The 13,585-nt window shown below is 38.0% G+C and carries 9 protein-coding genes; 3 read left to right on the top strand and 6 right to left on the bottom strand.

The genetic code is table 11. The annotated features are described in order from the left end of the window. Window positions 1–18 precede the first annotated feature (18 nt). Window positions 19–1,251 carry a hypothetical protein gene (locus ACIP9W_RS03345; protein WP_400786019.1) on the bottom strand — a complete coding sequence of 411 codons (1,233 nt, stop codon included), beginning with the start codon at window positions 1,249–1,251 and terminating at the stop codon, window positions 19–21. 231 nt (window positions 1,252–1,482) lie between these two features. On the opposite strand from ACIP9W_RS03345, the gene ACIP9W_RS03340 reads away from it, so the two are divergent. Next, on the top strand, window positions 1,483–1,737 hold the full coding sequence (locus ACIP9W_RS03340; RefSeq protein WP_400786018.1) for a hypothetical protein: 255 nt from the start codon (window positions 1,483–1,485) through the stop codon (window positions 1,735–1,737). A 50-nt stretch (window positions 1,738–1,787) separates the two neighbouring features. Here the strand turns inward: ACIP9W_RS03340 and ACIP9W_RS03335 are convergent, their stop codons facing one another. Next, a complete protein-coding gene (locus ACIP9W_RS03335; RefSeq protein ID WP_400786016.1) occupies window positions 1,788–2,735 on the bottom strand; it encodes a hypothetical protein in 948 nt (315 codons plus the stop codon). A gap of 607 nt (window positions 2,736–3,342) precedes the next feature. Between ACIP9W_RS03335 and ACIP9W_RS03330 the strand changes: the two genes are divergently transcribed. Further along, complete coding sequence (locus tag ACIP9W_RS03330; RefSeq protein ID WP_400786014.1) at window positions 3,343–4,005, top strand: hypothetical protein; 663 nt, start codon at window positions 3,343–3,345, stop codon at window positions 4,003–4,005. A gap of 187 nt (window positions 4,006–4,192) precedes the next feature. On the opposite strand, the gene ACIP9W_RS03325 is transcribed toward ACIP9W_RS03330, so the two are convergent. Next, window positions 4,193–4,675 carry a sigma-70 family RNA polymerase sigma factor gene (locus ACIP9W_RS03325; protein WP_400786012.1) on the bottom strand — a complete coding sequence of 161 codons (483 nt, stop codon included), beginning with the start codon at window positions 4,673–4,675 and terminating at the stop codon, window positions 4,193–4,195. A 236-nt stretch (window positions 4,676–4,911) separates the two neighbouring features. Next, complete coding sequence (locus tag ACIP9W_RS03320) at window positions 4,912–5,394, bottom strand: competence protein ComK (RefSeq protein ID WP_400786010.1); 483 nt, start codon at window positions 5,392–5,394, stop codon at window positions 4,912–4,914. 216 nt (window positions 5,395–5,610) lie between these two features. Between ACIP9W_RS03320 and ACIP9W_RS03315 the strand changes: the two genes are divergently transcribed. After that, entirely contained in the window at window positions 5,611–7,209 is a 1,599-nt protein-coding gene (locus ACIP9W_RS03315; RefSeq protein ID WP_400786008.1) for an S-layer homology domain-containing protein, read from the top strand. Window positions 7,210–7,744: 535 nt separating this feature from the next. Here ACIP9W_RS03315 and ACIP9W_RS03310 read toward each other — a convergent pair. Together ACIP9W_RS03310 and ACIP9W_RS03305 are read right to left on the bottom strand one after the other, a co-directional pair. Continuing rightward, the gene (locus tag ACIP9W_RS03310) at window positions 7,745–8,650 is read right to left on the bottom strand and encodes an Rpn family recombination-promoting nuclease/putative transposase (RefSeq protein WP_400786005.1); all 906 of its coding nucleotides are present in this window, start codon (window positions 8,648–8,650) and stop codon (window positions 7,745–7,747) included. Window positions 8,651–8,995: 345 nt separating this feature from the next. Next, window positions 8,996–13,408, bottom strand: a complete 4,413-nt coding sequence (locus ACIP9W_RS03305; protein WP_400786003.1) for a S8 family serine peptidase — start codon at window positions 13,406–13,408, stop codon at window positions 8,996–8,998. Between the last annotated feature and the right edge of the window lie 177 nt (window positions 13,409–13,585).

The raw sequence follows: 13,585 nt of genomic DNA, 5'->3' as shown, positions 1-13,585 counted from the left end.
TGTGAAGGGTTTGGCATTTTACTTTTCGAATTTGAACGTAACTTTAAAATCAACATTTAATGCTGATCCATTGTTAACAGTTACAGGTAAAGTGATTGTCTTACCATCTAAATCAGCAAGTGAATCTACATCAGTTGGGATCTGAGATTGTAAATATAGAACGGCTTCTGTAGATTTTGGATCTAAGCCATTTAATTTCGTCACTCCAACTTCACTAATAAACTTCGAATAGAATCCTTGTCCTAAATAAGCTACAAAGTCTTCCTGTTTTAAATCTTTTTTCAATGTAACAGTTAAAGCATTAGTTCCAGTTGATTCAGCAGTTGCTTTATCGCCTTCTTTTGAATTTAGCAATGTTACTAAAGCTGCAACTTTATTGTTTAAAATTTGTTGTTGTGATGGTTGCGAAGGTGTATCATCTCCGCCACCGCCTGTTGCTGGTGGATCAACTGGAGTAACTACTGGTGGTGTTACTGGTGTAGTTTCGCCAACAGCTGCTTTCACTTTCGCTACTTCTGCTAACAATGCAGCAACAAATTTGTTTGTTGAAGCATTTGGAAGACGGTGTAATAGCGCTTCGATTTCTGCAAACTCTGTTTTAGCTTCTGCTTTTTTGCCAGCTTTCAATAAATCGTTAATCTCTGTAATTTTCATCGTGATTGTTACAGGAACCATTAATTCATTGCGTTTTGCATCTGCTGGTTTTTTGTACTCTGCCAGTAGAAGATCACGAGCAGCTTTACCAGAGAAACGGTATAGAATCGCTGTTCTACCTTTTAATTGGTACGATAATTTGTGGTACCCTTTTTCAACAGCTGCAAAGTCATTTCTTTCTTGTGCTGCTGCGATCTCATTCATGATCGGCACTAAATATTTTGTTGCATAGTTGTATGCATCAATATATGGTACTAATCCGCCTGAAATTTTTTCATTGTAAAGCGCATCAATCTCTTTCAACTTTGCATTCTTTTGCGCAGAAGATAGTTTTGAAGATACTACTGCACTTCTAGTAAGTTGATAGTTTTTCTTCGCACTGTTTAACGCAGGGTATAGTTTGCTGCTTGGAGCAAGCTTCCCATCTAGTGATGGATACACATAATGCTTCGTCGCATTGTTCAATTCTACTTTCACCTTATTCACCGATTGATCCACGGATGAATTCGTCGCCCCTAGTGCAGCGGATGAAAATGATAATACCGATGTTGTAAGTAATACTGCTGCTGTCGTTTGCTTAATAAGACGTTTACTCATGTTTCTCCTCCTCTATTCTCTTTATAGATTGTCGAAAAATTGACAATATATTTTATCCATTTTAATATTACTATTTAACTGGAAACTATTCAACTTTTTTAATGGATTGGTTTTCCAGTAACAGCTAGTGGTCGACAAAATTCTGAATTTTATTAAACTCTCTCCATACCAAAGAACAACAATAAATGATATGATATACGCAATAAAACGCATGAAAAGAGGAAGCATAAAATGCATCAACATCTGAGTAAGAAAAGAAAGACAGAGCATGTTATTTTAGGAGTCGATATGGGGACTAGTGACTTGATCGATATTTTGAAAAGATCAGGTAATCGTAATATTTCAGTTATCGATTATGAAGCAGAGGCGGACAAGCTTGCATTAGGGTCTACGATGTTTTATTCTCCCAAATTAGCAAAGCGAGAACTAGAAAATTCGAAGAAAATAGTTTTTCATAAATATTTAGATCCTAAATTGAGACGCTGAAATTGTTCCCTGTGTAAGGAACAATTTAGCTTTTTTTCTCAAATTATGTCTTATACAGGGACAGCTGAAAAAGCTTCTATCTCTTCAAAATACTTTTGAACCGTCGATGTGGATACTTCGAACATAGCCGCTATTTCTTTATTCGTCCATGGGAATTCATCTGCAGACAAACGTTCTTTTGCAAAACGGATAGCACCGGCTGCTGCGGCTCCTGCTTTTCGTGGGTTTGGAGCACATTCGGTTAAGTAGGAACGGAATATACGGATCAGTTCGTCGTTATGTATCCCTTTCTCGTTCATCATGTCTTCCAAAGCTACTAGCATTTCTGTTTGTTTTTCCGTCATTGTTGAATCTTGTTTCTCATTATCACTTACCATAGTCTGACTTTCCATATTGACTTTAGGTGTTTCATCCTCGCTTTTTTCACTTACATGGATGAATGTTAAGCAGTCTAGCATATGTTCACGGTAGAATGCCTGTGTATCTAGTTTGCTTTCTGTGGCAAGCTGCTTCACTTGCTTTAAGCTCTCTGAAATTCTATTTGGCAAGAATGCTACACCTGAAAGAATCATAATGCCATTTTCTCCTCGGCGACTATCCGGTAACACGATGCCTACTACATAACTGCCTATATCTACTTTTGAATCTCCGCCTAATGTTTCGAGTTCATACACCTTGCCATCTACAATTTCTTTCAATTGAATAAACGATTGCTGTGTCTCTAATACTTCTCCGATAATCATCATTGGGCTTGTCCACTTCTCAAGCACTTGAATGACGGATGGACGTATTGTTTTTTGCAATTGTTTTTCTACGTAATTTGTCCAAATGCCTGTCTTTTGTAATAGTAAATAGTAATCTACCAGTTGTTGCTCGATTCGATTTGGTGGCCAAAATCCTTTTAATCTTGCATTCCATTTGTTAAGTAGAAGACGTAGCTCATATATGTCTTTTCGTTCTGGATATTCTTTATAAAAGTTTTCGATGATGGAGCTCAATTCTTTATCAACCACTTGCTGAAGCGATACGACTTCTTTGCCACCATGACATTTTTTATATTTTTACCCACTCCCGCACGGACATGGGTTATTGCGTCCTACAGTCATTTCCAATTCATATCCCGCCTTTTTTTACCTATCATATCGCTTAGTTTAGTGGTATTGCAAACGATTCTTCTAATGTTCTAACATTCACCAAAATCCGACTTTTTCTATGATTGTAGGGTCGTTTTAGACAGGATGATACCAATCGGAATATTAGTCCTACCGATCTCATACGATGTATATAAGTGAAACTTCATTCAAGTAGGGGTTTCCTACCCGTTATGACGGAGTTGAAAAGTGCAAGCGCCTATGTCTGCCCCGACAGGCAAATGGGGAAAAGCGAGGAGGCAGCTCCTCAGCCACCACAGCTTTTTCCCATTTGACCTCGAGGGGCAAGGCGCTGAAGCTAGATCGACACTGAGTAAACAAGTTTATAATTTTTATCATAAAAAAAAGAACGCAGGAGGAATTTCATATCGTATGTTCTAATTGTAGTCACGAACAAGCCATTGGGAACTTTTGTGGAATATGTGGTGAAAAATTAGAAGAGCCGAGTGTTGTAGTGAAAAAAAGATCTTCCGCTCAACAAATTGAACCAAATATCCATATAGAAAAGATTAAAAAGCAATCCAAAGTGTACAGCGCCTATTTTGTACAGCAATTAAAAAATCCTTCCCGAGCATTTGAGCAAGGAGAAAAGGATTTTACGAACGGCTTGCTTAGCATTATTTTGTTTGCCATTTTGTACACCGTTTCTCTGTTTTTAGTAGTTAACCGGAATTATTTTGGGGAGTCTTTAGGCTTTTTTCCTTTTTTCTTTCAGATTATGTTGCTCGTATTTTTGTTGTTTGGGATTGCGGTATTTGCCCTTTTTATCGCGAATAACTTTTTTGGTTCCCCGAATTCGGTGAAGGCTATTGTTAGTTTTTATGGAGGGCAGCTGTCTCCCGTTTTGGTGAGTGTTGGGTTGGCATTTTTGCTGATGGTTATTCAATCTTTTACATATGGGCAGTTTGTATTGGTCGTTAGTTTTATATTTGCTTTGTTTGTGTTGCCGCTGTACTTGGTTAGTTTTTTAGCAACTAAAAAGGCACCTGGGATGGATTCTCTGTATGGTTTTATTCTATATATTTTGGTGTTTGTTTTGTTGATGTTGATTTTGGTGACTATTTTGGCCGGTACGATGCTGGGGACTTATTTGGATCGGATGATTTATTTGATTTGATTGGCTAGGTTAGGGTTTGTCGCGTTCGGGGGTGGTTTGGTCGCGTTCAGTAGAGTTTTGTCGTGCTCGAAGGTTAGTTTGTCGCGTTCACTGCTTAATTTGTCTTGTTAAGCCATTTATTGGAACCATGGTAGCACAAAAAATAAAGCTCTGCAGAGATGTTTCCTTCTCTACAGAGCTTTTTCGATTACTGAGTCAGTTTTTCTCTTAGTTTTAGTAGTAAGCGTTCGCGTCTTTTTTTGATGCCAGGAATTGTTATGCCTGCTCGTGTAGCGGCTTGTTGAAGGGAGATGCCTTCAACAAAAATCCAGAGCAACAGCTCCCGTTCATTTTCAGTTAAGTTTTCTAGAGCTATTCCTAGTTCTTCATTGACGAAGCTGGTGACGAGCGACTTTTCTAGTAGAATGGACAGTTTTTCATCTTCTACTACATCGATATATTCTTCCTGATGCTTTTCCTTTTTTAGCTCATCCAGCATCGCTCCATAAATGCATCGATAGGCATATGGTGCGAAATCCCCTTTTGTTGCATCGAACTTTACCCATGCTTTCCATAAGGCAATTCTTCCGGCTTGTTTATATAGCTCGTGATTTTTGTAAATATGCAATTTGCGAATGCAGGCAGAAATCATTGGTTCATATTGCGGCAGTACTTCTTCAAAGGTGTTCACTGTGCGTTCCTTTTGACTCGTGCACGGTTCAGTTATTCCTAGGTAGATATAGGATATATGGATTTTCGTGAACGTACTAATTGGCATACGCACAGTATGTAGGCTGAAACTACATGTTTATGAGGAGGAAGTTATTCATTTGTTCGTATCGAAAGTAGAATACTGCTATAAATGAATCAGCAGCAAAAAAGCAGACGAAGTTTTTTTCTTCGACTGCTTTTTCTTTTCAGATTTTTTTACTCTGAATGCTCCATATTGCTAAATATACTGATCGCTGTATGTAATCTTTGTTGTTGTTTTAGTAATACATTCTTGGAGGCTTTTACGGTCAGGTGAATTCCGTTGTCAAATACGATTTGCGATTTTCCATTACCTAACTCATTTACGTAGAAGTGATGATTAAATATCCAAACACACTCAATATCTTTGTATGATAATGTTGGAAATGCACCGAACTCATTCGGATTAATGAGGACAGGTGTTTTCTGATTGTAATCCATGACTTCTTTCGTCGCTTTCATACGTCCCTCTATAGTAGAGGCATAGCGAATGCAAGCATTGTTAAGTAACTCAAGTACAGACACTTTTGAATAATGAATCCCGTGCGTTGTCGTGATTTTCGATTTGTTGCCATTCGTAAAATACGGTTCAACTGCTAATACTCTTCGATTAATCAATTTAGAATCTTTTTCTGTCAAATCGTTATACTTTTTTCTCACGTTATCTCCTTCTTTTCGCCATTATTCCCCTCTCCTTCTACATATTATCAAATATTAGAAACTATGTATAGTTATAATTTACAAATAATAATAAATTTTTTGAAACTTTTGATTCACTTTTATATGAGACCAATTATTCAGAAAAGTTTGCACACAAGGTTATAAAAATAGTCTATACTATTATAAAACTACCAAACTTAAGGGAGACTCAGCCGAATGAGAAGATTCATCGTATTTTTTGCACTTATTGTTCTTTTATTTTCTAGTTTTAGTAGTGTCTCTGCTGCTCCTTTGTATAAGGATGTTGGAGATAATCATCCGGCAAAAGCAGAGCTGGATTTTTTAGCTTCGAAAGGCATTATAGCCGGTGATCCCGGAAGAACTTTCGGTGTGGATGCGGAGATTACTCGTTTAGAAGCTGCGGAAATGATTGTGAAGTCTCTCGGACTTGATACGGCGAATCCATTAGATCCCAATTTTACGGATGTTACCGCTGACCACCCAAGCTTTTCAATCATGGCGACCGTTGCAAACAGTGGGGTTATGAGAGCCGATGAGAATGGAGCATTCAATCCAGATGCCCCATTCACCAGAGGAGAAGCCGCTGTCTTTGTTGTTAGGTCTTTTGATCTAAAAGGTGCGTCTAAGACGCCATTTGTCGATGTGTCACCTACTTATTGGGTTGCAGAATCTATTAGTACACTGCAAGCATTGAAAATTGCCACTGGCTATGCAGACAATACATTTAAGCCATTAGCAAACATTTCAAAAGCAGATTTTGCTGTATTTATTGCTCGGGCAATAAATCCCGAATTCCGAATTAAAACACCTCCTGCACCACCTGTTTCACCGGTTCCGGTTCAACCCGCACCGACCATTCCTGCTTCTTGCGAAAAACCAAGCAAGATAAAAACAGTGAAAGTGAACGTTCAAGTTACATCCCTTTGGCATAAGCCTGGCATAGATAGAGACGTCGACCGCCCTTCTATTTCTACTCCAGTAGACATTTCTAAATGGATGAAAACGATGAATCTCAAACAAAAATGGTGGCTTGTAGATAAAACGGATACACAAGCGTTATTCGGAGATGAAGTCGTCGTCTTACAAAAAAGCGGAAAATGGTCCAAAATAGCAGTCAAAGACCAGTATGTGCCTTATCAAAAAGAAGGATATCCTGGTTGGGTTCCGACTTCGCATTTATATGAAACTACAACAGATACTACCAATTGTTCAATTGCTATCGTGAATGCAAAATCTTCTACTCTATATAGCGATACAAAGAAAAAGAATAAATATATAGATATCAGCTATACAACGATTCTTCCTGTTATAAAAGAAGAAGGCGAATGGCTACATGTGCTTACTCCTCAAAATGGCATCAAGTACTTGCCTAAAAAGGATGCAAAAGTATATAAAAATTACGCAGCAGTTCCAAAACCAACTCAAAAAGATATCGTAAATAGCGCTAAAATGTTCCTCGGCCTACCTTATCTTTGGGCAGGTGCATCTTCTTTTGGATTTGACTGTTCCGGCATCATTTACTCTGTATATAAAAACCATGGGATTCTTATCCCTCGCGACTCGTTCTATCAAGCAACTAAAGGAACACCCGTCTCAAAAAGTAAATTACAGCCTGGTGATCTCGTCTTTTTTGCTGGCAACGGTGGAAAAGGAAAGGTGTATCATGTGGGATTGTATGTAGGAGATGGTAAAATGCTTCATGCACCGAACGCTTCGGATAAAGTGAAGATCGAATCTATTTCAGCTGGCGTTTATAAGCGAAACTATGCTGGTGCTCGGAGATATTTGGATTAGTAGATTGTTGGGAAGGGCTGAAACCGAATTGGTTTTGGGCCTTTTCTTTGCTTTGGCTTTTGGAATAAAGTGAAAGCAGATAGTTTGGGAGAGAATGTTGCGCGTATGAGATGGAATGTTGTGCAAATGGAAAGTAAAGTTGCGCGTATGGCTTTAATGTTGCGAATAACTTGGATAATGTTGCGCATTTTAAAAACGTTGCGCAAATGGACGGGAATGTTGCGCATATGGCTTTCAATGTTGCGAATAACTTGGATAATGTTGCATATTTTAAAAACGTTATGCAAATGGATGGTAAAGTTGCGCGTATGGCTTTCAATGTTGCGAATAACTTGGATAATGTTGCGCATTTTAAAAACGTTGCGCAAATGGACGGGAATGTTGCGCGTAAGTCATTTGCCACGTCAAAGGATTTTCTTTTAATTTTGTTTGTCGTGTATAGGATTATTTTAGATTTCTTTCTCAATTTAAAAAAAGAAACAGCTAGAGTCATTTACTCAGCCGTTTCTTTTGAGATTGGAGCATATTTGCGCCATTATTTATTGATGATTTTTTTTACTCTTTCTAATGGTATATCTGTTAAGTCTGCTATTGCTTGTGCTGTGTTTCCTTTAGCGTGCATTGTAAGTACCATTTTTTCCTCGGCCTGGAGTGCTCCTTGTTCTATTCCTTGTTCAATTCCAAGTATTATTCCTTCTTCTTTTCCATCTATTCGAGCTTCTAATTCTCTTTGGTTTTGGTCTCTTAGGAACTTTTCTCGGGAGATGGCAAGGGCTCTTGTTTTAGGATCTTGGCTTAGTCGTTCAATTTCTTCGAACGCTTCTTTGAATGTTGAACTTTCCATCGCTATTTCCTCCTTTGTTTTTGTATTTCCTTTCAAGAATAGCAACCATTTTTCTAATTCTTTTGATCTGTTATGCAAGTTACGGGAGACTTTAGGAAGCTCTATTACATGGAATTCTATGTGCTCAGAATATAACGTTAAATTTTCTTTATCTATTAATTGAAATTTACTATGGAAATGGGATTTTGGCAACAATTTGAAGTCTGCGATAAGAATTTGGGTTACTTTTCTTAATTGTTTGTAACCTGAACTACCTTTTTCATCTTGACTTGCATACATTTTTGCCCAGTACATGAGCATTCTTTCTGGAAGTGCCCGGTGTCCACTTACTTGCATTTCTATGTTAATTTGTTCCCTGGTTTCTGTAGCAATTCGAAGATCCATGACGGACGCTTTATCAGCTATGTGCATCATGTCTAAATTTGCATTAATTATTTCTACCGAAGTTACTGTTTCTTCTAAAATGGCGTTGATAAAACTTAATAGAAGATGATTGTTTCTTTTAATGCTAAAAAAGGTTTTAAAGACGAAATCATTTCGAAGATCTAAAAGTTCTGTTGTGTACTCATTTGTTTCTTCCTTAATTAGTGTGAACAATTCACATTCCTCCTTTTAATCTATTATAGAACAAACGTTCCTTTCAATGAAGTGATTTAAAAATTATTTAGAAAAGTTGTTATGTTCTTTTGTTAGACACTTTGTTACAAGTGAATCTCTTGTATAGAAATAATCCAAAAAGAAACAGCCGAGGACGTGTCCCCAGCTGTTTCTTTAGAATTATTTCTTATACTGCGATTGGTACTGGTCCAGAACCCGGAGTTAATATTTCGATAGTTGGTACATTATACTCTGGAGCTGGTAGCTTTATATCGAAATCTGGTAGTGCTAGAGTTTCAGTGCTTGGTACAATAGATTAAGATTTTAGTTCAATTTCTATTTTGTTCACTTTTGGTTCTGCACTGTCACATTTACGGTTACTTCGCTATTACCGTATTTAGCAGTGATCGTTGCGCTCCCTGCACCTACTGCTCTTACTACTGCATTTTTTACAGTAGCCACTTCTTCATTACTTGAAGTATATGTGGCAAAACTTGTTACGTCTGTTTGTTTTGTTTTTCCATCTGCCGAAGTAATTACTTCTTTGATCGTCAGTTTCGCTTCTTTATCTAGTTTTAGATCTAGTTGTGTTTTGTTTACAGTTAGCTTTACTACCGGTTCTGTAACGGTTACATCTACCTGAACTTCATTGTTACCGTATGTTGCAGTAATAGTTGTAGTTCCTGCTTTTATCGCTGTCACTAAACCATTGTTAACGGAAACGATGTCGCCGGTCGATTTATATGTCGCTGCTTTCGTTACGTCTACTTTTTTCGTATTTCCATTTACCTTTGTTGTTTCTTCGGTAATTTTCAGCTGTACTTCTTTTCCTGTCTCTAAATTGATCGATTCTTTGTTTACTACTAGTTTTACTATCTCTTCTGTCACTGTTACAGGTATGGATACTTCCTTTTCACCGTAATTAGCAGTGATGGTTGTAGTTCCTGCATTTTTAGCAGTTACTAATCCATTTTTTACAGAAGCTACTTCATCGTTTGCTACTGAATACTTTGCAGAGTTGGTTACGTCTACTTTTTTCGATTTGCCATCTGCCGTTGTTGTTACTTCTGTGATTTTCAGTTGAGCTTCTTTTCCTTTTAACAAATCAATTGCTGGTTTGTTAGCAGTTAGTTCCACGCCTAGATCTGTAACAGTCACATATACAGTTAGTTCTTTTTCACCGTATTTAACCGTGATTGTCGTGCTCCCAGCACTTTTCGCTGTTACTAAACCGTCTTTAACAGTAGCTATATTTTTGTCCTTCACTTTATACGTCGCCGCTTTTGTCACATCTTGTTTTTTCGTTTTAGCATCTGCCGTTGTTGTTACTTCTATAATTTTCAACTGTGCTTCTTTTCCTGTTTGTAAATCAAGTGTTGGTTTGTTAGCGGTTAGTGAAACTCCTGGTACGATTACATCCGCTTCTTTTACCGACATATTTATCGATACTTCGTTTTCACCATGTGTAATAGTGATTGTTGTAGCACCTTTTCCAACTGCAGTTACTAAACCATTCGTAACTGTTGCAATGCTTTCATCTGCTACCACATACGTAGCTTCTGCCGTCACATCTGTGTCAGTCGGCGTTCCTTCTTTAGGAGTTAATGTTTCTGTAACAGTTAATTGCTCTGTACCGCCTACCGCTAAATCAAGTACTGGTTTATTTACAGCAAGGGAAACCACCACTTTTTCTTTTTCATATATTAAAGCTTCCCCTACATTGCCTGCTGCATCATTAATAACCACTTTTACAGAATCTGTATCTGCTGTTACCGGGAATGAGAACGATCCATCTTGTGCTAAATCGAATTCTACTGCATTGGCTGTATCCCCATTAACAACATATGAAGCATTTAACTTGTCATTTAAGTCATATTCTAAACCGTATAAATATAATTCTTCGTTATATTCAATATACTTGTCCGTTACTTGACCTGTTGCTACTCCATCTTTCACAGAACCCGCAACTTTTGGTTTTGTTGTTTTTACGATTACTGGTCCAACATAGTCACTAACTGCAGTTGGATTGCCCGAAAGTGGTACTCCATAAAAATCAAATGTATAAAGTCCATCTGGAATTCCCGCTAGTTCTGCTGGATTATCCCATGATCTGTACTGACCTTTTACTGGTAATTGCCAAGCACCTGCTTGAAGAGAGAAGCTAGCACTCAAATAGCCAATATAGCCATCTTTATACGTTCCACCTGTTGGATTCATAATATCCCAAATTTGAATGATATTATATCCTAAGTCACCAGTAACGGTGAAATTAAGCATTGCTTCATCTTTTACTCCATCTCCATCAAAGGAAAGATCGGATTCTGTAATACCAAAATCTTTAAATTGTACAGCAGCTGCTCCACCGAAGTCTGCTGCAAATGGCAATGAAATTTCAGAGCCTCCACCGTTAATGTGAATATATCCTAAAATTTCCGCTCCTTTTGGTGCAATCGCTTTGGATGCTGTTAATGTAACATTAATCAGTTGCTCTCCGCTTAAAGTGAATGTTGGTTGATCTACCGTTACTTTAGCATCTCCGAATGTTTTGGTTGTATCAACTGTTACACTATAACTTCCGCCAACACCCTTCAAATCTTTCACACGAATTTGTTTCGTAACAGAAAGGTTTTCTGATAATGATTGCGGACCAAATGTAACTGTCCCTTTCAAGTTTTCAACGATTGCTCCACTACTGTCCAGTACCGCTTGATCAACTGCATAAGCAAGTGCATTAGGATGAGCTGCTGCATAAGCATTTACGCGTCCAGCTCCTTGCGCAAATACATCGTATTTAGATGTGTTCAAAACTTTAGCCGTATTTGAAAGCGCCACTTTAACATCAAATGCGCTCCAGCCCGGATTTGCTTGTTTCACTAGCGCGGCAATACCTGCAATATGTGGTGTTGCCATAGATGTTCCCGTTTTACGATCATATGCTTCGTCATAAGTAGCTGTTGGGAAATCTGCTTTATACATTGGGATGGTAGACATAATATTTGTTCCAGGTGCACTTACATCTGGCTTAATGTCGAAGTTTGGAGTAGATGGTCCACGTGAACTAGAATCATTTACTTCATCCCCTGCAGTGGCAGTAGAATTAAAATTATCAAAGGATACTTTTCCTTCTCCCCCATTTAACGCCTTTCGAATAGCATCCCCATCTGTTTGGGACATATCAAACGTTGGAATAAACGCAAAAGAATCTCCTAGGAAGACGTTAGATGCATTTGGAGCATTTGTGCCACCTGCAAAGTTATGGATAATCGCAGCGACTGCTCCATTTTCTTTTGCACGCGCAATTTTGTCGACAAATGCAGTGCCACCACGAGAAATCAATGCAACTTTACCATTAACATTGATTCCTTGATAATCTTTGGCTTCCCCATTTCCAGGAACTGCTACTAAGTCAAATTCACCTTGGAGTTGTGTTGCTAAATCTTTTCCAAAAGTAGTACCCATAAACTGTAATTGTTTCGTAAGCTGATAGTCGCCAACTGTTACATTCACTTTTCCGTTGTACATTGTTTCTGGGTTTGTTGTATTACCGACCGCTATACCTAAACGTGCTGTAGCTGGAGTTCCCATTGTTTCGCGGTTAGGACCAGAATTACCAGTTGCGATGACAGCGATTGTGCCAGCCATCATTGCATTATTTATAGCAAAAGATCCGCTATCTGTTTCTGTGTTTGCACCGCCACCAAGTGATAGATTTATAATATCCATCTTTTCAATAACAGCTGTGTCAATTGCTTTTATAATTCCAGATGTAGCTCCACTTCCATATGCTCCAAGTACACGATACGCGTAAAGATCTACTTTTGGAGCTATCCCTTTAATGCCGTACTGGTTCGCTCCGATTGCAGCTATTGTCCCCGCCACATGTGTACCGTGAGATGTATAGAATGGGCTGCCTAGTGCATTAAATTCTGGTGTTCCAGCAGGTCGCTCAATCGGTGAAGTTTCCGATGCATCGTTATCTGTCCGAGTTTTTGTGTAAGTAGATGAATTAGGAATAAAGTTTTTTCCACCTTTATAAATACCTGCAAATTCTGGATGATCTGCATCGATTCCAGTATCAAGTACCGCTACTTTTATGCCTTGTCCTTCAAATCCTTCATTCCAAAGTTTTTCAATGCCTAAGTATGAAATACTTGTGTTCATCTTTGCTTCTACCATTCTATCTTTATTAATCGGAGAAGGCTTCGTTTTTTGTGGCTCTTCTGATGCATAAACAATTGTGTCTGGTTCTACTAATGTTACTCCTTCAACCGTTAGTAGTTTTGGAAGATCATTGGCTTTTACAGTTGCTGCAAAGCCGTTTAATACGGTATCAAATGTATAGCCTTGTTTCATTGCGATTTTTTTGGTAGTTAATTCTTTTTTTACAGCCGTTTGTTGTGTTTTTACTTTGTTTCTTACTTGGTTCTCTTGTGTGCTAGAAAATGATCTTCCTCTTAATTTGTTTATTCCTTTTTCAAGGGCAACTGGTTTTTCAGATAAATGTATGATTACCCCAACATCTTGGTTACCTGATAGGTCTTGTAAAGACTCGTCTAGTTTAGGTCCATCATCCAGTAAACTCAGCTGTTCCGTAATTGCTTTTTTTAGTTCGATCGTACTTTCATTCGTTGTGTTTTGTTTGAATGGCTTGGCATCTGTATTTGCAGATACAGCGATGGCCGGACCAAACAGCGTAAAGATCATAGCTAGTACCATGAATACGCTAAATAACTTTGATACTATTCTCTTTTTCAACATATTTCCCCTCTTTTCCCCCGGTTACTTAATCTTCTAATCTAAAACTATAAGCTTGTCCTATCTTATAGCTAATGCTTTTAATGTAATCGCTTCCTTTCTCTGAAATAATGAGTATTACCTATAAAGCACCCTCATCATTTAAGCGGTTTTTAATATATGTGTAGTTCATGGTGCTAT

The organism is Psychrobacillus sp. NPDC093180, assembly GCF_044754065.1.
Classification (GTDB): domain Bacteria; phylum Bacillota; class Bacilli; order Bacillales_A; family Planococcaceae; genus Psychrobacillus.
Note: the sequence above shows the minus strand (reverse complement) of the source record. Positions and strands in the feature narration are given on the sequence as shown.

Bases quoted from the DNA above. Each gene is read 5' to 3' on its own strand.
- ACIP9W_RS03345 (WP_400786019.1), bottom strand. From the start codon at position 1,251: ATGAGTAAACGTCTTATTAAGCAAACGACAGCAGCAGTATTACTTACA.
- ACIP9W_RS03340 (WP_400786018.1), top strand. From the start codon at position 1,483: ATGCATCAACATCTGAGTAAGAAAAGAAAGACAGAGCATGTTATTTTA.
- ACIP9W_RS03315 (WP_400786008.1), top strand. From the start codon at position 5,611: ATGAGAAGATTCATCGTATTTTTTGCACTTATTGTTCTTTTATTTTCT.
- ACIP9W_RS03305 (WP_400786003.1), bottom strand. From the start codon at position 13,408: ATGTTGAAAAAGAGAATAGTATCAAAGTTATTTAGCGTATTCATGGTA.